At 69.9% G+C, this 20286-nt stretch carries 15 protein-coding genes and 1 tRNA gene; 8 read left to right on the top strand and 8 right to left on the bottom strand.

The window, feature by feature from the left end; all coding sequences use genetic code 11:
• The first annotated feature begins 30 nt into the window (after positions 1-30).
• Together ACRWK8_RS04650 and ACRWK8_RS04655 are read left to right on the top strand one after the other, a co-directional pair.
• Positions 31-1080 (top strand): 2-ketoarginine methyltransferase, encoded by a 1050-nt coding sequence (locus tag ACRWK8_RS04650; RefSeq protein ID WP_378738856.1) that lies wholly within the window; start codon positions 31-33, stop codon positions 1078-1080.
• Positions 1077-2123, top strand: a complete 1047-nt coding sequence (locus ACRWK8_RS04655; RefSeq protein ID WP_378738854.1) for a pyridoxal phosphate-dependent aminotransferase — start codon at positions 1077-1079, stop codon at positions 2121-2123. The genes ACRWK8_RS04650 and ACRWK8_RS04655 overlap by 4 nt, the downstream gene beginning before the upstream one ends.
• Before the next feature lie 66 nt (positions 2124-2189).
• Here ACRWK8_RS04655 and gltS read toward each other — a convergent pair whose 3' ends face one another.
• The 4 genes from gltS to ACRWK8_RS04675 form a co-directional block, all read right to left on the bottom strand.
• Entirely contained in the window at positions 2190-3389 is a 1200-nt protein-coding gene (gene gltS, locus ACRWK8_RS04660; RefSeq protein WP_431868555.1) for a sodium/glutamate symporter, read from the bottom strand.
• Positions 3386-4324 (bottom strand): formimidoylglutamase, encoded by a 939-nt coding sequence (gene hutG / locus ACRWK8_RS04665; RefSeq protein WP_431868557.1) that lies wholly within the window; start codon positions 4322-4324, stop codon positions 3386-3388. The genes gltS and hutG overlap by 4 nt, the downstream gene beginning before the upstream one ends.
• 5 nt (positions 4325-4329) lie before the next feature.
• Positions 4330-5070, bottom strand: a complete 741-nt coding sequence (locus ACRWK8_RS04670) for an IclR family transcriptional regulator (protein WP_378738848.1) — start codon at positions 5068-5070, stop codon at positions 4330-4332.
• Positions 5071-5323: 253 nt separating this feature from the next.
• The gene (locus ACRWK8_RS04675; RefSeq protein ID WP_378738846.1) at positions 5324-6061 is read right to left on the bottom strand and encodes a hypothetical protein; all 738 of its coding nucleotides are present in this window, start codon (positions 6059-6061) and stop codon (positions 5324-5326) included.
• Between the two features lie 564 nt (positions 6062-6625).
• On the opposite strand from ACRWK8_RS04675, the gene ACRWK8_RS04680 reads away from it, so the two are divergent.
• The 3 genes from ACRWK8_RS04680 to ACRWK8_RS04690 all read left to right on the top strand — a co-directional run bounded on the left by ACRWK8_RS04680 (position 6626) and on the right by ACRWK8_RS04690 (position 10819).
• The gene (locus tag ACRWK8_RS04680; protein WP_431868560.1) at positions 6626-8890 is read left to right on the top strand and encodes an APC family permease; all 2265 of its coding nucleotides are present in this window, start codon (positions 6626-6628) and stop codon (positions 8888-8890) included.
• A 167-nt stretch (positions 8891-9057) separates the two neighbouring features.
• Positions 9058-10428 carry a VTT domain-containing protein gene (locus tag ACRWK8_RS04685; protein WP_431868562.1) on the top strand — a complete coding sequence of 457 codons (1371 nt, stop codon included), beginning with the start codon at positions 9058-9060 and terminating at the stop codon, positions 10426-10428.
• Positions 10429-10579: 151 nt separating this feature from the next.
• Entirely contained in the window at positions 10580-10819 is a 240-nt protein-coding gene (locus ACRWK8_RS04690) for a DUF2637 domain-containing protein (RefSeq protein ID WP_378738840.1), read from the top strand.
• A gap of 320 nt (positions 10820-11139) precedes the next feature.
• Here the strand turns inward: ACRWK8_RS04690 and ACRWK8_RS04695 are convergent, their stop codons facing one another.
• From ACRWK8_RS04695 to ACRWK8_RS04705, 3 genes are all read right to left on the bottom strand, one after another.
• Positions 11140-11844: a CPBP family intramembrane glutamic endopeptidase gene (locus ACRWK8_RS04695; RefSeq protein ID WP_431868565.1), complete on the bottom strand. Its 705-nt coding sequence runs from the start codon at positions 11842-11844 to the stop codon at positions 11140-11142.
• A gap of 296 nt (positions 11845-12140) precedes the next feature.
• Positions 12141-13115 carry a CPBP family intramembrane glutamic endopeptidase gene (locus tag ACRWK8_RS04700; RefSeq protein ID WP_431868567.1) on the bottom strand — a complete coding sequence of 325 codons (975 nt, stop codon included), beginning with the start codon at positions 13113-13115 and terminating at the stop codon, positions 12141-12143.
• Between the two features lie 83 nt (positions 13116-13198).
• Entirely contained in the window at positions 13199-13873 is a 675-nt protein-coding gene (locus ACRWK8_RS04705; RefSeq protein WP_431868569.1) for a hemerythrin domain-containing protein, read from the bottom strand.
• Between the two features lie 188 nt (positions 13874-14061).
• Between ACRWK8_RS04705 and ACRWK8_RS04710 the strand changes: the two genes are divergently transcribed.
• Both ACRWK8_RS04710 and ACRWK8_RS04715 read left to right on the top strand, forming a co-directional pair.
• Positions 14062-16662 (top strand): AfsR/SARP family transcriptional regulator, encoded by a 2601-nt coding sequence (locus ACRWK8_RS04710; RefSeq protein ID WP_431868571.1) that lies wholly within the window; start codon positions 14062-14064, stop codon positions 16660-16662.
• Positions 16663-16764: 102 nt separating this feature from the next.
• Entirely contained in the window at positions 16765-17616 is an 852-nt protein-coding gene (locus ACRWK8_RS04715) for an LLM class flavin-dependent oxidoreductase (protein ID WP_378738830.1), read from the top strand.
• Positions 17617-18647: 1031 nt separating this feature from the next.
• On the opposite strand, the gene ACRWK8_RS04720 is transcribed toward ACRWK8_RS04715, so the two are convergent.
• Positions 18648-18732: transfer RNA gene (locus ACRWK8_RS04720), tRNA-Leu, on the bottom strand.
• A 136-nt stretch (positions 18733-18868) separates the two neighbouring features.
• Between ACRWK8_RS04720 and ACRWK8_RS04725 the strand changes: the two genes are divergently transcribed.
• A complete protein-coding gene (locus ACRWK8_RS04725) occupies positions 18869-20191 on the top strand; it encodes a M20/M25/M40 family metallo-hydrolase (RefSeq protein ID WP_378738828.1) in 1323 nt (440 codons plus the stop codon).
• The last annotated feature ends 95 nt before the right edge of the window (positions 20192-20286 follow it).

A 20286-nucleotide genomic window follows, 5' to 3' on the forward strand; every position in this document is an offset into this window, starting at 1 on the left:
TCACGCGCAATTGTCGTGAAGGGATTCGTCATGCCTGAAACCATGAAATCCGGTCTGGAGATCAGGCTGGTGGAGGCTTTGCAGCCAGTCAGGTACTTCGTATTGGCGCAGGTGCTCCACCAGTTCATGGAAACCGGGCTCCACAAGGAGCTCGACGCGGGTCCCCGCACCGTGGAGGAGTTGTCGGAAAGCCTTTCCCTCCAGCCCCGGCGCCTGGTCGGGGTCCTCCACTACCTCGCCAACGAGGGCTACCTCAGTGAGAACGACGGCGCCTTCTCCCTGGAGGAGAGGGCGAGGGAGACCGCCGTGTTCTCCTCCTGGTACAAACTCCTCGTCGGCGGCTACTCCCAGACCTTCGAACAGCTCGGCCGGACCCTTCAGGAGGGGGCGGGCTTCGCCTCCCGTTCCGGACTGGACGTCGGCGTCGGCAGCTGCGGCATCAGCCAGTACGACGCCTATCCCGTGATCGTCGACCTGCTCGGGGCGGTCCGCGACGAGATCGAGTCCGTGGTCGACCTCGGGTGCGGCGACGGCGGATCCCTGGCCGACCTCATGGAGCTCCTGCCCGGGCTGTCGGCCATCGGGGTCGATCCGGAGCCCGCGAGTGTCCGCGCGGGGGAGGAACTCATGCGTCGGCGCGGACTCGACCAGCGCGTCCGACTGCGGGTGGCCGGTGCGGAGAACGCGCCCGAACTGGACCTCGGCCCCGGCCCCGTCTGCTTCATCTCCGCCTTCGTGCTCCAAGAACTCCTGGAACAGCAGGGGAGGGAGGCGGTGGTCGGCCTCGTGCGCGAGGTGTTCACCCACCACCCGGACGCGCACTGGGTCGTGATCGAGGTCGACAACCGCATCGCCGACCGCGCCGCGATGGCCCATCGGCTGGCCCTCTCCTACTACAACCCGTACTTCCTCGTGCACTACCTCACCGAGCAGCGTCTGGAGCGGGACGCGTTCTGGCACGAGCTCTTCACCGAGGCGGGTGCCGAGGTCGCCCAACAGCTGACGGCCGACCCCCGCGTCGACTCCACGGGCTTCCTGCTCGGCTACCGCCTGCGCCTGAGCCCCGGGGGCGCACGTTGATCGAGACGCGCGCGAAGTCGGAGAGGGAACCGGAGCCGGGGAAAACGGCGGAACTGAGCTCCAACGAGTCCCCCGCCGGGCCGCCGCCGTCCGCCGTGGACCGCCTGCTCGCCCTCCAGAACTCCCTGCACCGCTACCCCCGTGGTGCCAGCGCACTGCTGCGCGAGGAGATCGCCGCCCACTGGCGGGTACGGCCGGAGTCCCTGGTCCTGACCAACGGTGTCGACGAGGCCATCGACCTGCTCACCTCGCTCACCGACCGGGTCTGGTGCACCGTTCCCGGGTTCGACGCCTTCTGGACGCGCCCCGAGATCCACGGGCTGCCGACCACCCGACTGCCGCTGCGGGAGGACGGGCAGCCCACGGTCGGCCCCGAACGGGTGGGACCGCACGGGGTCGCCTTCGTCGCCCGCCCCAACAACCCGACCGGAACCGTCGTCGCCAGCGAGTGGCTGGACGCGCTGCCCTCCCGGGTCGACCTCGTCTGCGTGGACGAGACCTACGTCGACTTCTCCGAAGAACCCGGATACGTCCCGAGGCTGGGGGAGTGGGAGAACCTCTGCGTCTTCCGCAGCCTGTCGAAGGCCCTCGGGCTCGCGGGCCTGCGGCTCGGGGTCCTGGCCGCGCCACCGCTGCTCGCCGCCCGCTTGCGGGAACGACAGCGGTTCTACTCGGCGGACGCGGTCAGCCTGCACGTGGCCGCCGCCGCCATCACCGACGACGCCTACCTGGCGGGACACCGCGCCCAGGTGGTCCGGGGGCGTGAACGCCTGGTGGAGATCCTCGGCGCCTCGGGGTTGTTCGTCGAGGTCCGGCGCACCCAGACCAACTTCGTCATCGCGCGGTGCCAGGACCCCGCCGAGGCCGTGCGCGTCGAGGAGTGGCTGTCCGCACGCGGTGTCCACGTGCACGAGTGCTCGCTGCTCGGCTATCCGGGGCGTCTACGGGTCTCGGTCGGCACGGACGAGGAGATCGCGCTCCTGAGCGGCCTCCTGGCGGAGCTGGCCCGGAAGGGAGCCCCCGGACCCCCCGCCCTGGAGTGAACCCCGGGGTGAGAAGGGTAGGGACCCCCGGGTCGGTGATCCGGGGGTCCCTCGGGGCGGCTCCGCTCAGGCCACCGCGTTGATGCACCACACGATCCACGGCAGCGCCACGATGTCGATCAGCACCGCTCCGGCCAACGGGACGATCAGGAAGGCCTTCTCCGAACGGACCCCGAAACGCCGGTTGAAGGCGTCCATGTTCGCCATCGCGTTGGGGGTGCCGCCCAGACCGTGGCCGACCATGCCCGCCGCCATCGTCGCGGCGTCGTAGCCCTTCCCCAGCAGTCGGAACACGACCAGCGCGACGAACAGCAGCAGGACGATCACCTGGACCGCGAGGAGCAGGACCAGCGGCAGGGCCAGCGCGTACAGGTCCCAGATCCGCAGGCCCATCATGGCCATGGTGAGGAACAGGCCGAGCGACAGCGACGACACCAGCGACAGCGCGCCCTGGTGCATGCGCAGCCCGAAGCGGTCGGCGACGTTGCGCGCGACGGCCGCCACCACCATGGCGCCCACGTACGCGGGCAGCACGAACCCGGTGGTCTCGCTGAACCACGTGCCCAGCGCGACCCCGGCCACCATCACCACGCCGATCAGCACGGCGGTGTTCACCAGCGGGCCGTAGCCCAGCGGCTCCTCCTTCTCCTCCGCCTCGACGGCGGTTGCGGCGGCGTTCTCCGAGGCCTCGGGCACCCGCACCTTGTGGCGCCGCATCAGCCAGGAGGCCATCGGCCCGCCCAGCAGGCCACCCGCGACCAGGCCGAACGTGGCCGCGGCGATGGCGATCGCGGTGGCGCCGTCGGTGCCCAGGGCCTCGGCGGTGGGCCCGAACGCGGCCGCGGCCCCGTGGCCGCCCTCCAGGGCGACGGCACCGGCCATCACACCCAGCACCGGGTCGATGCCCAGGACCGTGGCCATCCCGATGCCCACCACGTTCTGGAGGATCGCCAGGGTCCAACAGGCCAGCAGGTAGATGATCAGCAGCTTGCCGCCCTTGCGGAGCAGAGTGACGCTGGCACCCAGTCCGATGGTGGTGAAGAACGCGATCATCGCGGGTTCCTGCAACGTGGTGTCCAGCTCCAGCTGGGCCACGCCGGTCTCCCGCAGGGCCAGGACGGCCAGCGCGAACGCGAAGCCGCCGATCACCGGACCGGGGATGCTGAACCGCTGGAGGAAGGCCACATGGCGCCGGGCGAACTCGCCCAGGAGCAGGAGGACGACGGCCAGGGTGGTGGTCTGGATCAGGTCCAGGGAGATGTTCACGAGTTCCGTCCTCTGGCCGCGCGTACGCGGTCCACCATGCGAGCGGCGACGCGCGCGGTCCGTCCGTCCACGTCCAGGGACGGGTTGAGTTCGGCCACGTCGAACAGGGCCAGCCGTCCCGAGGCGGCGACCTCCTCGACCACGGCCTGCACCACCTCGGTGGGAACGCCGAGCGGCGCGGGGGCGCTCACCCCGGGAGCCACCCACGCGGGCAGGGCGTCCAGGTCGAGCGTGAGGTGGACGTCGTCCACCGTGTCCAGGAAGGAGCGGACGAAGGCCAGCACCCGTTCCAGGTGCGTGGCGGTGCACTGGTCGTCCGTGAGGTACTCGACGCCGAGCCGGTCGGCGCGGTCGAAGAGCACGGGGGTGTTCGCGGCCTCGTTGATCCCGACGACGGCGTACCGGAAGGCGCGTCCCCGGGCCCGCTCGGCCTCGGAGATCTGGAGGAACGGTGTGCCGGAGGTGGGCCTCGGCTCCTCGCGCAGGTCGAAGTGGGCGTCGATGTTGAGCACACCCAGGGTGCGGGTCCGGTCCGATCCCAGCCCCTCGTCCAGACCCAGGTAGCTGGCGTAGGCGACCTCGTGGCCGCCACCGAGCACGACGGGGAGGTGCCCGGCCCTCATGGCCCCGGCCACCACCGCGCCCAGCGCGCGCTGGGCGGTCTCCAGGTCACCGTCGTCCACGCGGACGTCCCCGGCGTCGTACAGCGCCTCGTCCCGGTGCAGGGCGAGCGGAGCGAGCGCGAGGCGCAGGGCGGTGGGGCCCTCGGCGGCGCCGGTGCGGCCCCCGTTCCTGCGCACACCCTCGTCGGAGGCGAAGCCGACGATCACGGTTCCGGCCCGGTCGGCGCCGTCGAGCGGGCGCACGGTGCCGTGCCAGCGCCGGTGTTCGGCGCCGGGGCCGTCGTCGCGCCCGGTCCAGACGGGGGGATCCACCCTGTTCAAATCGTTCCTCCACTCAGGTCACGCGCCGCCTCCTTGACGAGACGGACGTAGTACGGGCGCCGGCGCTCGGTCAGCGCGGCCGGGGCCATCACGGTGACGACCCCGTTCAGGGCTCCCGAGTCACCGAGCACGGGGGCGCTCGCGCCCCACACGCCCTCGTCGAGGGCGCTCTCACTGACCGCCACGCCCTGTGCCCGGACCAGCGGGTGCGCGGCCTCCAGGGTCCGCACCTGTTCGGCGGGCAGCCGGTAGGCGGCGTACACCTCCCGGCGCCGTGCCTCGGGGAGGTGGGCCAGCAGTGCCTCGGCCGTGGCTCCGCGCAGCAGCGGCCGTACGGCTCCGCGGGTGTAGCAGCAGCGCAGGACCCGGGCTCCCTCGACCGCGTCCACGCACAGGGCCTCGGTGCCGACCGGCACCATGAAGGCAGCCAGTTCCCCGGACTCGTGCGAGAGCCGTTCCAGCCGTGGGCCGATGGCGGTGCGCTCCAGCGCCCCGTTGCGGTACTTCTCCGCGAACCGGACCGCCACGGGACCGGCCCCGTAGGCCGTGCCGACACGTTGGACGAACCCGGTCGCGGACAGCCGGTCCAGCATCCGGTAGACGGTGCTGACCGGGATGCCGGTGGCCTCGGAGACCTCCGAGGCGGTGGCGCGTTCCGCTTCGGCGAAGACCATCAGCACGCCGAGCAGGCGGTCGGTGGTCCGCCCCGAGTTGCCGGACGTCGCGTCGGCTGACATGGCGCCCCCTCTCCCGGACCGAGCCAGCTCCGAGCGGCGCTCGGGACCGGCTCACTCTATGGATCGGACAAAAGGGATGAAAAGGGCAAATTCTCACCCAATGAGAAGGCTACGTTCGGATCCGCGCCCGGCCCGCCGACCGGTTCTGTGAGGTTGCGCTCAGGCGTCACTGCTGGTGGGAACATGAAAGAAGGCCCTGCTGGGCAGGGCCTTCATCGGTGTGTGCGGGAGACGCGAGCCGTCCCCGTGCGGTCTAGAACTCGGTGATCGACTCCGCCATGCCGTCGGCGATCTCGACCTCGGCCATGATCGTGGTCCCGTTCGCGAGGGTGGCGTCGAACCTGTCGAAGTCGCACGCCACGTCGCCGGTGTCCGGGTCCTGGACGCCCCCGGCGCAGGCGTTGACGCCGCCGATGATCACGGTGTCCTCGGAGACGAAGAACGCCGTCCCGTCGATCATGTACTCACCCGGGGCGATGTACTCCAGTTCGCCCACCACGTACTCCTCGCCCCCGCCCGTGGCGCCCTCGTCCACCGGCTCCTCGGGCTGCTGGTGGCTGTCGTTGTCGTACTCCGTGATCGACTCGGCGTTCCCGGTCTCCAGCACCTCGGCCCTCGCGTGGACGTCCGTGCCGCTCTGGGTGGCGGCCTCCAGGGACTCCAGGTCGCACTCCACGATCCCGAAGCCGTCGTCGTCGACGCCGTCCTCGGCGGGGCAGGCGTGGTGGCCGCCCAGGATGCGGGTCTCCTCGCTGACGAAGAAGGCCTCACCGTCGATCATGAACTCACCCGGCGCGACGAACTCCAGCTTGCCGGACCGGGGCTCGGTGACCACCGCGGCCTCGTTCCCCTCGCCGTTCCCCTCGCTCGTCTGGGGGGAATCGCCCGACACCGCGTTGACCACTGCCTCGGAGGAGCACGCCGCGGAGCCGAGGACCACCAGGCCGGAGGTCGCGAGAGCCAGGACGGTGGTACGGAAAGTGCGCTTCATGCGATTCCTTTCTCCCCAAGGAAGGAGATGTCTCATCAAGGGTGCGGGTTTTCGGGTACGACCGGTGCGGGTATTCCGGGAAGGGGAAACACGCGCGGTGGGGGAGGCGCGGTGTCGTACGAACCCGGGAAAAGTGCGCTCAGGTGGACGCTTCCCTTTCGGTCGATCCCGCCGAGAGGTGCTCTGACCTCTGGCTGAGGCTCATCGGCACGGGTTCAGATGTGCCGGGCGAATGACGCCGTCGACGCGTGTCCGTGTTCTCTTGTTTTTCGGTCACTCGGCAATGCGGGACGCCCTTATCTTCTGCCGTGCTGATCGCTCCCGGCGCCGCTCTCTTGTGTCCGTGGTTTCTTTCTGTGCGTTCTGATGGCGGAGAGTGCGGAGGAGTTCGCCCGAATGGCGAGTTTTTTCGGTCGCCGGACCGGGGCGGCGACGCTCCGGGAGGAGGAGCCTGGTCGGACCGTGCGGGCCCGCACCCCGATCCGCTCGCACACCTCCGGACGCCGACCGACGGTGTCCCCACAAATGCGGGGCCCTGCGGCCTCGATGAACAACACTGGTCGCATGACGGAGGAACGCTCCACTCGACCACCCGCACCGAGTGACCTTCTGCCCGATCTCACCACCGGGCAACTCAGTGCGCTCCACCAGATCGGACGCGAGTGGGGTCAGGTGACGGGGGAGCCGAGGGAGTGGCGCCGTGCCCTCCCGGTGGACCCGAACGTGGGCAGCTACCCGGCACGCCACCAGGTCCGTCAGCCGCGCTACGAACGCTTCGTCACCGTCTCCGAACTCGGCGGGGACCCCCGGACGACGCTCGCCTCGGAGTCCGCTGACGAAGCCTCCACACCCGCGGGCCGTGCCGGGTACCGGCTGCGCCGCGTGCTGCTGGGGCCGGCCCTGAAGAGCACCGCCCTGGTCCGCGAACGCATGCGCAAACTCGTCGCCCTGCCCGTGCTGTCCTCCGACGCCCTGTCCTCCGTCGCCTACGGCCCCGAGGCGATGCTCACCATCCTCGTCATCGGCGGCGTGGCGGGCCTCTCCCTGTCCCTGCCGATCGCCCTGGTGATCATGCTGATGATGCTGGCGGTGGGACTCTCCTACCGACAGACCATCCGCGCCTATCCCAATGGCGGCGGTTCCTACATCGTGGCCAGCCACAACCTCGGTCGGACACCCGGTCTCCTGGCGGCGGGCGGCCTCATCGTCGACTACGTCCTCACCGTCGCGGTCTCGATCGCCGCCGGTATCGCCGCGATCACGTCCGCGGTGCCCTCGCTCAGCGGAGCGACCGTGCCCATCGGGCTGGGGGTCATCGCCGTGCTCCTGGCCGGGAACCTGCGCGGCGTGCGCCAGGCGGGCCTCCTCTTCGCGGCCCCCACCTACGTCTTCGTCCTCTCCGTCGGCGCCGTGATCGTCGTCGGCCTCGTCGACGCGGCCCTGCGCGGTTTCCCCCCGGCTCCCACACCCCAGGTCAACGCCACCACGGGCGTCACGCTGTTCCTCATCCTGAGGGCCTTCACGTCGGGGGCCACCGCCCTGACCGGCATCGAGGCCATCACCAACGCCGTCCCCGCCTTCAGGCCCGTGGAGTGGCGCAACGCCCGCACCGCCCTGACCTGGATGATCCTCACCCTGCTGGCGCTGTTCGGTGGTCTGATGGCCCTCATCCTGGTCACCGGCACGATCCCGGCGAAGGGCGAGACCGTGCTCTCGCAGCTGGCCCGGCACTCCTTCGGGACCGGGGCGATGTACGTGCTCGTCCAGGCCAGCACCGCGGCCATCCTCCTGCTGGCCGCCAACACCGCCTACAACGACTTCCCACGGGTCCTGTCCCTGCTGGCACGCGACCACCACGCCCCGCGCGGGTTCATGCGCATGGGCGACCGGCTGGCCTACAGCAACGGCATCCTCCTGCTCTCCGTCGCGGCCGCCCTCGTCTTCGCCTCCTTCGGTGGCGACACCACCTCCCTGATCCCGCTGTACGCGGTCGGGGTCTTCCTGGCCTTCACGCTCTCGCAGGCGGGCATGGTGGTGCACTGGTGGCGCTCGCGCGCCCGGCACTGGCGCAAGAGCCTCGCGTTCAACGCCACCGGGGCAGTGATGTGCGCGGGGGTGTTCGTCACCGCCGCCATCGTCAAGTTCAGCGCGGGAGCGTGGGTGGCGCTCCTGGCCGTGGCCGCGTTCGTCGTGCTGGCCCTGCGCATCCGCGTCCACTACGACGCGGTCGGGAACGCGCTGCGGCTGCGGCCCCACACGGCCCCCGCGCCGGGCGTCCCGAGCGGCGCGGTCCGCCGTCCGCCCGAGGCCCCGACCCCCGAAGAGCGGCCGGAAACGGAGGCGACGGCGGAGCAGGCGGCGCCCGACACGAACGCGGCGGGCCGCGCGGAGAGGCCGGGGGACCAGGAGGTGGAGGAGACCCCCGAGGAGATCCACCACCTGTCGGTCGTTCCCGTGGAGACGCTGGACCTGGCCAACATCCGTGCCCTGGCCTACGCGGCCTCACTGCGGCAGCCCGTCCTCGCCGTCCACCTCAGCCCCTCCGAGGAGGAGGCCGAGCGGATGCGGGGGTACTGGCTGCACTGGGGGGACCACCTGCCCCTGGAGGTGGTCGTCACCCCCTACCGGACCATCATCGCGCCGTTGGTGAACTACATCGAGGCGCTGCGCGAACAGCGGTCGGACCTGACGATCACGGTGATCCTGCCCGAGGTGGTGCCCCGGCGCTGGTGGCAACGGGTCCTGCACGACCGGATGGCGTTCCGGCTCAGGCACGCCCTTCGTGAGCGTCCCAGGATCGTCGTCACCACCGTGCCCTTCCACGTCTGAGACCTGCTCCGGCCGCCGACTCCGCGTGTGTGTCGCTCGGACGGGGCGGAGGCGGAGCGGACGAACATGGTCCTGCGGACCGGCCAGACACGGACGCCGGTCGGTCACGGACACGGGCCCGCGTCACGCGGCGGTCCGACCTCGTCGTGGAGGAGGGTGGGGGCAGGGTGGGGAACTGGGAACAATGGCTGCTGACCGTACCGGTCGGTGTGATCTACTCCGTCGCCCTCCTGCTGCCGTTCCTGGAGTCGGCGGTCTTCGTGGGGCTGGTGGTTCCCGGTGAGACCGGACTGCTGGTTGCCGGAGCGGTGGCCGGTCTGGGCCACGCGGACCCCTTCGCCGTCGCGGCCTGCGGGATCGTCGGGGCCGTGGCCGGGGACTCGGTCGGCTTCCTGGTCGGGCGTCGACTGGGACCGCGCCTGACCACGGGGAGAATGGGCCGCCTGATCGGCAGCGCCCGCTGGGAGCGGGCCGAGGGGTTCGTGGGGCGTTACGGCGGTCACGCGGTCTTCCTCGGCCGCTGGGTGGGGTTCGCGCGGGCCCTCGTCCCCGCGCTGGCGGGCGCCGGTGGTCTGGGATACCGGCGCTTCCTCGTCTGGAACGCGCTGGGCGGTGCGGTGTGGGCGACGTCCGTGACCCTGATCGGGTACCTCGCGGGGAACTCCTGGCAGCACGTGGAGCGGATCTTCGGCGCGGCCGTGATCCTGGTGCTGCTCGCGGGCGCGGTGGTCCTGTTCTCGGTGGTCCTCGCCAAGTGGATCGCCCGTCACCCCGACCGCGTGCGCCGTTGGGCCGAGCGCCAGGCGGGGAGGCCGAGCGTCCGCGCCGTCCTCGCGCGCTACGACCGGCAGGTCCGGTGGCTGGGCCGCAGATTCGAACCGCACACGGTGCTGGGCCTGCAACTCACCGCCGGGATCGCGTTCATCGTGGCCGGAGGATGGTTCTTCGGCGCGGTGCTCCAGGACGTCATCGTCGGTGAGGAGGCCGTCCGCGTCGACCGACCGATCCTGGACTGGCTGGTCACGCACCGGGACGCCGCCCTGACCTCGATCGTCGTCCCGCTTCACGGTCTCACGGGCGTGTGGGGGTCCCTGGGCGTCGCGGTCGTCGGCGCCCTCCTGACGCGTGCGCGCCGCCGCGACCTGGTGCTGGCCCTGGCGGCGTGGGGCGGTGCCGCGGGCAGCGCCCTGCTGGTGGCCGCGTTGGTCAGGCGCGTCGGGCCACCATCGGCCAGTGCCCTCGTCGCCCCTCCCACCGGCGGGTCCTTCCCCGCGTTGGAGATCGCGACCACGACCGCCGTCGCCGGGGTCCTGGCGTGTCTGGCGAGCGGGCGGGCGCGCAGCTGGGTTCGCGCGGTGACCTGCTGGACCGTGGCCGTGCTCTGGGCGGGAGCGGCCGGGGCCGTGGCCGCCTACCTCGGCGCGGTGTGGGCCACCGACGTGCTGGGCGGTTGGGCCCTGGGCGCGTTGTGGTGCGCGACCCTGGTCACCTCGACCACCCAGTGGGAACACCTGTCCGCCGCCGCGCGGACGAACTGAGCCCCACAACGCGAAGTGCGGGCCGAGATTGCTCTCGACCCGCACCGTGTTCCTGCTGGTGTCCGAGGGGGGGGCTTCAACCATCCCCCCACAGAACCCGCGCCCGCTGGTCCTGAGCGTGGACCTGTCGCTGGACGGGCGGCGACCTGTGATGCAGTCTTTCCGATGGTCCCGCTGGACAACCGTCGCCGCCGTGCTGCTGCTGGCCGTGATCGCGGCCGTCGTCTCCTACTCACGCACGTACGAGCTCGCCCTGCGCCACCGAGAGCCCGAGTGGCGCGCGGCTCTGTTCCCACTCTCTGTCGACGGCATGATCGTCGCCTCCTCCATGACGCTGCTCAGCGACGCTCGCAGTGGCCGTAGGGCGGTCTCCTGCCCCGGACCCTGTTGATCAACGGTTCGGCCGCCTCTCCGGCGGCCAGTCTCTGTGGCCGACCCCACGATGTACCTGGACGGGCACGGTGAAGGCCCACGGGCACAGAGATCGGGAGTGCCTTCGACCGCAAGGAGCGTTGGAGACTGCTGATCAGGAAGTGGGGCCACGCTGGCCGGTCGACTTCGGCTGCTCGTCGTGAAGCCGAAGCAGGTTCAATGGCACTGGCCGCCGAAACGGACGTGGAGGGGGTCTCGGTTGGGCTGAGGCCACTCCACCGCCACTTCAGACAGGACGCCGATCGGACGGTGTTCCAGGACGTGGCTCGGTGCCGCTCGTCAGGCCGCCGAAGCAGCCAGGGCCAGAAGTGCGAGCGTGATGGCGTTGTAGAGCGCGTGCATGAGGACCCCGGGCCAGATGGATCCGCTGCGCCGGTAGAGCTCGGCAGCGATCAACCCGACGATCACGGCCGCGGGAAGGACTTCGTTGACGCCATGCATGAGCGCGAACACCACCGCGCTGCCGACAACGCCGACCAGGGCGCCATAGCGCAAAAGCGCGGAGGTCACCACCCCGCGGAACAAGAACTCCTCCCCGATAGGGGTGAGCACTGCCAAGGTCAGCATCATCAGCGCCAGCGACACCAGCCCGGCTCCTGCCCCGGCGGCGTAGCTGGCCTGGGTGTCGGTTTCCACGTCGATGATGAGGGTGACCAGGTACACGGCCACGACCCTGGCCGCGAACGCGACGAGCCCTGCGGCCAGACCGATCAGTAGCCAGCGCACCGTGGTGCGCCGCACCCCGAAGGCCTCCCATGAGCGCCGGCGCACCAGCGCGGCCGCGGCGAAGGCGAGGAGCCCGCCCCCGCCACTGACCACACCGCCGACAATGCCGGTGGTGGGGCCGCTCATGCCCAGACGACTCAGCTGGGGTGCGAGCACGAACGCGATGAGTGCCATGATCGCCAACCCCACGCTCAGCTCGACCCATCCGGGACGCGGCGTGGTGGGGTCCATCCTCTGTGCGGTGGAGGGGGAAGTCATGGGGCGGGATCCTTTCCAGGGGCGGCTTCGTGGTTCGGGCCGTCACCCAGTTGAAGAGACCAAAGGGGTTGCGCCCTCTTGCCTGTTCGGTCGGTGGATATTCTGTTTCGCACTGATGCTGAGGGAGGTGGCGGTGTCAATTTCGCGAGTGGGCTTCGCACGCACCCAGCCATGGACCACCGCCACCGGATACGTCCGAGCCGTACTCTCTGACCTGTCCGAACACAACGGGTGGACCACCGCAGACTCGCAACCCGCCATCACACAACAACGCCGGGGCCGTGGGCCCGAAAGGTTCAGACATCGACGGGATGATCGATCCGACCGTTCCCGTTGCTTCGGGAACCGATTCGGCGAGGCTCTCTCCTGAACACCACGTAGGAGATCGCCAGGAACACTGGGATCACCGAAGCTGCCGATAGCGCGTAGAGAGTCGAGTGGTACTCGCTGACCGTGAAAAGGGCCGGCGTGGTTATGACTCCTCCGATCGGGTTGACCACAACGAAGTAGACGGCGTTGAAGGCGAAGTGTGCGCCGATGGCGAGCTCAGTGGTCCCGTCCACCAACGAGACGATCGTCCATGCCAGACCCGGGCCCAGGAAATAGAAGAGGACCATCGTGAGCCAACCGCCTGCTTCTGCTTCCGGGTTTCCGAGGTGCAGCAGGGCGAATACCACGGCCGGCACGAGCGCCAAGAAGACGCGGTTGGCCCAGATGAGGCTGGTGGCCTGTACCAGGTAGCCCCGGCAGAACAGTTCTTCGGTGGTGGTCTGAATAGCGATGAGCACCAGTGCCACGGGCGCGAAGAGCGCGAACGTTGCAAGGTCGGAGGTGAAGGCGAAGGTCTCGGGGTAGAGGAGATACTGCCCGAGCACGAGTATCAGGGACCACGGCACGAAAATCGCCACGAAACCGTGGCCGATTCGACGCCAGCTGACTCTCTCCCTCGCTGTGACGAGCGTACGGGGGTGGCGGCGATGAATAAGGGTGACCGTGACGAGAATTCCGGCCAGAAAGAACACATTGCTCAGCATGAGCGCCGCGAATTCGCTCACGGGTCCGAGTGCGGAGAGGTCCCCCTGACCCAAGAAGATCCCCACCTCCTCCCCCCGGCCGCCAATGGCCGACGCGATGAACATGGTGGCGGCCCCAGCGCCGACCACATAGAAAGAGATGATGACCGCCAACCCCACCAGGTACCGCCACCACCGATGCCCACCTCCTCGGGCCGCTTCCACGAAATGCGATTCTTTTCCTTCGGCGAAGGCCACGATGTTTCCTTTGCGTCGGTGGTTGGGCCGCTGGCCGGAGCAGGAACCTTGAGCCACGCAGCTCGCGCGTGTGCGGGTGGTTGTCAGAGATCTGACCCCCGGCTCGCGGAGGACAGGCGCTCACGGTGGGCGCGATAGAGACGGGTCCCGATCGGGCGCCCGACGTACCAGACGACGGCGGGGACGGCGGCGCGCAGGAGCTGGGCCTGCTCCTCGCTCGCCCCGTTCAGGGCCATACCCAGCATCAGCAGACGCCGCGCGAAGGTCACCTTGCCGAAGGACGCCTCGACGACCGCTTTCCACTCGCGTTCGGTCAGGTGCTGATCGATCAGCGGTAGGATCCGCTCCTCTTCCAGCGCCAGATGCTCGAACAGCGCCGGCAGCAGACGTTCCGCGACGGCGGCGACGGCCTCCCGATCGGTGGCGTCGGCGGAGGCCCGCCAACGCCGACCGCCCTTGGCGAGCGCATCCAGTTCGCCGTCGATGAAGGCGTGCTGCTGGTCCATTGTCTCGATGAGGGGCTCGACGTCGTCGGGGCAGCGCTCACGCAGGCGGGGCCACACGTGGTCGTCCTCGCTGGTGTGGTGGGCGTGCAGGAAGTCGACCATCATCAGGACGTGGTCGGCGACGACTTCGGTGCTGGCCGAGTCACCGGCCGGGACGCCCGCGATCAGGGCGGGCATAGCGCCGAACTGTCGTCGCATGGCGTCGTGCGCGCCGATCATGTCACGGCTGTCGGCCATCTTCTCGTTGTGCATGGGAGCAGCCTTGAGGCCTTGCCTTTCAAGCCGCCTACAACGCGGATACGGCCGCCGCCGCCCCATTTGCCGCTTTCAGTGACATGGGCTTTCATGGTGTGGTGCTGACGTTCGCGGTGCTGGGTCCGTTCGAGGTCCGTGCAGGAGATCAAGCGGTCCACGTCGGAGGTCGGCTGCCCCGTAGGCTGTTGGCGATCCTGATCGCCGCGGAAGGGCGGCCGGTCTCGGATGACAGCCTGGCCGAAGGACTGTGGGGTGAAAGCCAGCCACGCAATCCGGCTAGCGCCCTACAGGTGTACGTCTCCCGGCTGCGCCGAGTGCTGCCGGGCACGGCGTTGCGGCGCTCCCCCGGCGGCTATCGGCTCCTTGCCGATGACACCGACGTCGAACGCTTCGGCGGCCACCTCGTCCGCGCCCGTGCGTTGGCGGCCGACGACCGCCACGCCGATGCGCACGAGGCCTTCGGCGCGGCGCTGCGGTTGTGGCGGGGGACACCGTACGAGGACCTGGCCGACGACGCGTCCACGACCGCGATCCGTGCCGCCCTGTTGGAACAGCGTGCCAGCGCCCAGGAGGAGGAGGCCGCGGCGCTGCTGGCCACCGGGGACCACGCCGGTGCGGTGGCCGAGTTGGAACGGCTTGTGCACGCTGAACCGTACCGCGAACGTCGTTGGCAGTTGCTGGCGCTGTCGCTCTACCGCTCGGGACGCCAGGCTGACGCCCTGAACGCGGTGCGCCGGGTCCGGGCCGTGCTGGCCGAGGAGTTGGGGGTCGAACCCGGACCGGAGTTGCGCCAGCTCGAAGGCCGCATCCTGCTGCAGGACCCGACCCTGGCGTCCGCCGGCGTCACGGCCCCGACGCCCGGAGATCGGCCTCTGTCGTCGTTCATCGGCCGCGACGCCGATCTTGCTCTGCTGGGCCGCCTCGTCGGCATGCATCGGCTCGTCTCCATCGTCGGGCCCGCCGGGTCGGGCAAGACCCGCATCGCCGTGGAATGGGCCGGGCGGGGCGCCGTCGTCCGGCTCGCCGATGTGGCCGACCCCGCCCACCTGGTCTCGGCGATCGCCGCGGCGGTCGACGCCACCGGGGTCGCCGGGGACCCGTACGAGGCGCTCGTCAAGCGGCTGCGTCTACACGGGGAGCCCTTGGTGCTCGACAACTGCGAGCACCTCGCCAGCGACATAGCCCGGCTCGTCGTCGACCTCCTCGACCGGGTTCCCTCCCTCCGGGTGGTGGCCACCAGCCGCAGCCCGCTCGGCGTCGATGCCGAGCACTGTCTGCCGCTCGGTCCGTTGGCCGCCGAAGACGCCGTGGCGCTACTGGCCGATCGCATCCGCGCGCTTCGCCCCGGCTGGGTCGAGCAGGACGCCGACCGCCGGGACCTGTGCCGTCTCGCCGATGCGCTGGACCGTCTGCCGCTGGCCCTGGAACTGGCGGCGGCGCGGGTGCGGACCTTCGGCGTGCGAGGGCTGATCGAGCTGCTGGACGACCGCTTCAGCGTACTGGGCCGAATCCCGCACGGCACGACGAACCCGCACGCGACATTGCAGGAGGCCGTCGCCTGGAGCTTCGATCTTCTCTCCGGCGACGAGCGCGACCTCGCAGTGCGGCTCTGGCCGTACGAGGGTGGCTTTCCCATGGAGGCCGCGTCCTCCACCGCTGCCAGGCTCGACGCGTTCGTCGCGCTGGTCGATCAGTCCGTGGTCACCGCCGATACTGGCGGCAGCACGGCGCGCTACCGGATGCTGGAGACAATTCGGGCGTACTGCCGGTCCGTGGACCCAGATCCGACGGCGACCCGGGCAGCCCATGCCGTCTGGGTCCGCGAACTGGTCGCCCGGGCCGAGGGCGATCTGCAGGGCGTGCGGTCCGCGAGCACAATGGCGGCGCTGCGGTTGGAGTTGCCGAACCTGCGCGCGGGGCTCGCGCACGACCTGGCGCATGCCCCGGTCGAGGCATTGCGCACGTCCGCGCGGCTCATGTGGTTCTGGATCCGCAGCGGCCTGCTCGACGAGGGCAACAGGGTACTGGCCAAGGCCATGGCCGCTGCGCCGTACGCCCCGCTCGGCGACGTCGTGCGGGCCCAGGTCTCGTCGGCCGGATTGTTCTACTTCACCGGCGAAGTCACCACGGCACGGCGCATGCTGTCCGAGGCGTTCCTGGCGGTCCGCTCGGAGCCGGGGCATCGCAGCCTGCTCGCTGAGGTCCGCTACTACCAGGCCCTGGTCCAGCTGCCAGGAGGCGACCCGGAGGTCGCGCTGACCGCGTCAGCAGAGGCGCACGCCATCGCCACCGAGACACAGACCTCCTGGCTGATCGCGGCCACCGCGATGGCGTCGGGCGCCGCTCTGGTCATGGCTGGCCGGATCGCCGACGGTCGGCGCCGACTGCGGGACGCCGTACGGCTCGCCGACGCCTCCGGTTTGGTGTGGACGGCCGCGCTCAGCGAGCTGATGCTTGCCCAGACACTGGTCGACGCGGGAGACGGCGAAGCGCTGCCGCTGCTGCGGACCTCGCTGCGGCGCTTCCTCACCGAGGGCGACCTGAGCAATCAGCTGGCAGTGCTGCACAACGGGGCCCTGGCCCTGGACGTGGCCGGCGATGCCGCCGGCGCCGCGCTGCTCCGCGACGTCGTCCATTTCCACCAGGCGCGCAGCGGCATCCGGCCTGCCGAAACCTACCTCCAGTCGGTGATGCCGCATGGCTGGTACGAAGGCCCCCCTCCCGCACAGCCGCCGACTCTCGACGACGCCGTCGCCGTCCTGACCGCCCCGGCGCGCGCTGTCTGATGGCTGTAACCCGGGTGTAGTGGTGCTTGGCCAGGATCGCGGGGCGCGGGTCGGTCCACGGCCTCGCACAGTTGACACCCGTCTCAGCTAAGGAGCGTCTCGATGCGCATTGGCATCGGACTACCCAACCAGGTCCGCGACGTCCACGCCCCGGTGATTCCGGCCTGGGCCCGCCGGGCGGAAGAAGCGGGCTTCGCCACCTTGGGCACCACCGGCCGGTTCGCCTATCCGGGCGTGATGGACACCGTCGCCTTGGCCGCGGCCGCCGGGGCCACCACCACGATCGGGCTGCTCAGCCAGGTGCTGCTGGCGACCACCTGGCCGGGCGCGCTACTGGCCAAGGAGGCGGCCTCGATCGACGGGGTCTCCGGCGGTCGGCTCACCCTCGGCATCGGGGTGGGCATCCGCGAGGACGACTTCGTCGTGTCCGGGCACGGGCCCCGGGATCGGGGCGCCCGGATGGACCGCGATCTGGCGACCTATCGGTCGACGTGGGCGGGCGAACCCGTTCCGGGAAGCGCGAACCCGGCGGTTCCGGCCGGGGGACGGCAGGTGCCGCTGCTGTTCGGCGCCACTACCCCGGCCGCCTTCCGCCGGATGGCCGAGTCGTCGGACGGCTACATAGCCGGATCAGTGCCGGCGGCTCTGGCATCCGGCGCTTTTGACGCTGCCCGTGCCGCGTGGCAGGCGGCCGGGCGGTCGGGTCGGCCTCGCCTGGTAGGCCTCAACTACTTCTCGCTGGGCGACCCCGGCCGCGGGCGGGCCAACATCGCCGATTACTACGCTGCTACCAGCGAATACCAGGACATAGTTGTCGATAACGTGCACACCGACGCGGGATCCCTGCGCGAGGCCGTCAAGCGGTTCGAGGCCCTGGGCGCCGACGAACTGATTCTGAGTCCCGGAATCGACGACCTCGAGGAGGTCAACCGCCTGGCCGACATAGTCCTCTGATTCGAAGCAACATCAAACAAGCGTCACTATGCGTGCCCACCCTCGTCCTGGAACCGGTGAAAGCAACCATTTCGGGCTGATGTCGGTCGACGAGGGCGAGGCAGCGACGGCAAGTCGGGGCGAAAAAGCAACCTCACCGTGTCTGCCGACGTTGCCTCCGTCGCCGCCGACCATGACCGCCCATCGACGCCCGCAGATGGTGGTCTGCGCCCAACACGGTTCGGTCAGGGCCTCACGGTCGTAGCGCGTCACCGTATCGGCGGTTCGTCGCGGTCGAAGTAGTAACTCACACGGCCTCACGGCCGGTTCCTGGCTCTCGCGCTGTGGCGGTCAGATGGCGGCGACCCCACAACTGGTGGTGGTGAGCAGCATCTCCATCCCGTTGAGGCGACGACTGGGACCGTATCGGTCGGGGGACATGGGCATCACTCTCGCTCGCGGTTGGAGCAGAGTGAATGAACAACCCCCGTTACACCGGTCGCGAGGTCGGGCAAGGGACCTCCGGTGCTCGCTCTGCCCGCACCGCTGGTCCCGGCAACGTGTCCCGGGACGAGCCAGGGCAGGAGGGGGCGGTCTCGAAGAATTTCGCGCATCCGGAGCTGTTCAGTGAGAGGGACTTCGTCGCGGTCCAAGCGGTACGGGCGAGCCGTCCGACCAACGACGGGCGGTCCGCGAGAAATGCACCGGGTTGCTGGTGTGCCCAACCTGTGGGTCGGTGGATGGACACGCACGGGGTCAACGGCCGGTCGGGGTATCGGTGCCGCCACGGCTACACCAGTTCCCGGACCCGTGGATCCACGCGGGTGAAGAGTCTCCACGTCCGGGAAAATCGGGCGCTGGCCGCGCTAACGGCAAGGTTCCGACAGCGGCCCGCTCGACATCCTCCGGCGCTTACGCAGAGACGATCCCGTGGTCCTGTGTGCCCCAGAGGAGCGGGTGCTTGTCCGATCCGAAGACAACGAAGGCCCGACCCAGAGCAACTTCGCAGAGTCACTTGGATCGGGCCCGCACCCCGCCATGGGGTAATTCTGTGTCCGAGGGGGGACTTGAACCCCCACAGCCTTAACGGCCACTAGCACCTCAAGCTAGCGCGTCTACCTATTCCGCCACCCGGACTGGGCTGTTCGGCGTGTGTCGCTCCGAACAGGTTTAACCATAGCAAAGGTCTGGGGGCACCCGAACCAGTTTTCCGGCGGGGGGTCACCGTGACAGGCTCTAGGCCAAAAGGTGCGTCCTGAGATGGGAGAACCAGATGGTGGAACCAGGCAGGGAAGCGAGCGCGGGCGAGGTCGAGGTCGTCGACCTGTGCCGGGAGCTCATCGAGATCGACACCTCCAACTACGGTGACCACTCCGGGCCGGGCGAGCGCAAGGCGGCGGAGTACGTGGCGGCCAGACTCGACGAGGTCGGGGTGGAGTCACGGATCTACGAGAAGCACCCCGGGCGCAGCAACGTCGTGGCGCGGATCTCGGGAGAGGACTCCTCTCGTCCGCCGCTGCTCATCCACGGCCACCTGGACGTCGTTCCCGCCGCCCCCGAGGACTGGACCCACCACCCCTTCGCCGGTGAGGTCACCGACGGCTGCGTGTGGGGTCGCGGCGCCGTCGACATGAAGAACATGAACGCGATGGTGCTGGCGATGCTGCGCCAGCGGCTGCGCGAGGGGCGTCGGCCCCCGCGCGACATCGTGCTGGCCTTCCTCGCGGACGAGGAGGCGGGCGGCACCTGGGGCGCCCAGTACCTGGTGGACGAGCACCCCGAGCTGTTCGCCGACTGCGACTCCGCGATCAGCGAGGTCGGCGGCTTCTCCTTCACGGTCAACGAGAACCGTCGCCTCTACCTCGTGGAGACGGCGGAGAAGGGCATCGCCTGGATGAAGCTGACCGCGCGCGGCACCGCTGGGCACGGTTCGATGACCAACAGGGACAACGCCGTCACCGAACTGGCGGCCGCCGTCGCCCGGCTGGGGCAGCACGAGTTCCCCGTGCAGCTGACCCCGACCGTGCGGACCTTCCTGGAGGAGATCTGCGAGGAGTTCGGCATCCCCTTCGACGAGAGGGACGTGGACGCCACGGTGGCCCGGCTGGGGCCCATCGCCAAGATGATCGGTGCCACACTGCGCAACACCCTCAACCCCACGGTGCTCGGCGGCGGCTACAAGGCCAACGTCATTCCCGGTGAGGCCACCGCCCAGGTGGACGGGCGCTTCCTGCCCGGCACCGAGGACGCGTACTTCGCGAAGATCGACGAACTGCTGGGACCGAAGGTCAGCCGCGACTTCATCCACCACCTGCCGGCCGTGGAGACCCCCTTCGACGGCGGCCTGGTGAACGCCATGTCGGAGTCCCTGCTGGCCGAGGACCCGGGCGCCAAGGCCGTGCCCTACTGCCTCTCGGGCGGCACGGACGCCAAGAGCTTCTCCCGGCTGGGCGTGCGCAACTACGGTTTCGCGCCGCTCAGACTCCCCCCGGAGCTGGACTTCGCGGGCATGTTCCACGGGGTGGACGAGCGCGTCCCCGTGGACGGCCTCCAGTTCGGCGTACGGGTGCTGGACCGGTTCGTCGGCATGAGCTGACCTGCCAATCCACCCATAGTGGGACGGGTCGGAAGGCCGCGCCGAGAAGTTCTCGGCGCGGTTCCTTTTTTCGCCCATGGTCACGCACGGTGATG

Origin of the sequence: Nocardiopsis eucommiae, from assembly GCF_965344335.1 — a bacterium.
Classification (GTDB): Bacteria; Actinomycetota; Actinomycetes; order Streptosporangiales; family Streptosporangiaceae; genus Nocardiopsis; species Nocardiopsis eucommiae.

Coding starts and splice junctions, on each gene's coding strand:
- ACRWK8_RS04650 (WP_378738856.1), top strand. CDS start 31: ATGCCTGAAACCATGAAATCCGGTCTGGAGATCAGGCTGGTGGAGGCT.
- ACRWK8_RS04670 (WP_378738848.1), bottom strand. CDS start 5,070: ATGTCAGCCGACGCGACGTCCGGCAACTCGGGGCGGACCACCGACCGC.
- ACRWK8_RS04675 (WP_378738846.1), bottom strand. CDS start 6,061: ATGAAGCGCACTTTCCGTACCACCGTCCTGGCTCTCGCGACCTCCGGC.
- ACRWK8_RS04680 (WP_431868560.1), top strand. CDS start 6,626: ATGACGGAGGAACGCTCCACTCGACCACCCGCACCGAGTGACCTTCTG.
- ACRWK8_RS04690 (WP_378738840.1), top strand. CDS start 10,580: ATGCAGTCTTTCCGATGGTCCCGCTGGACAACCGTCGCCGCCGTGCTG.
- ACRWK8_RS04695 (WP_431868565.1), bottom strand. CDS start 11,844: ATGACTTCCCCCTCCACCGCACAGAGGATGGACCCCACCACGCCGCGT.
- ACRWK8_RS04705 (WP_431868569.1), bottom strand. CDS start 13,873: ATGCACAACGAGAAGATGGCCGACAGCCGTGACATGATCGGCGCGCAC.
- ACRWK8_RS04715 (WP_378738830.1), top strand. CDS start 16,765: ATGCGCATTGGCATCGGACTACCCAACCAGGTCCGCGACGTCCACGCC.
- ACRWK8_RS04725 (WP_378738828.1), top strand. CDS start 18,869: ATGGTGGAACCAGGCAGGGAAGCGAGCGCGGGCGAGGTCGAGGTCGTC.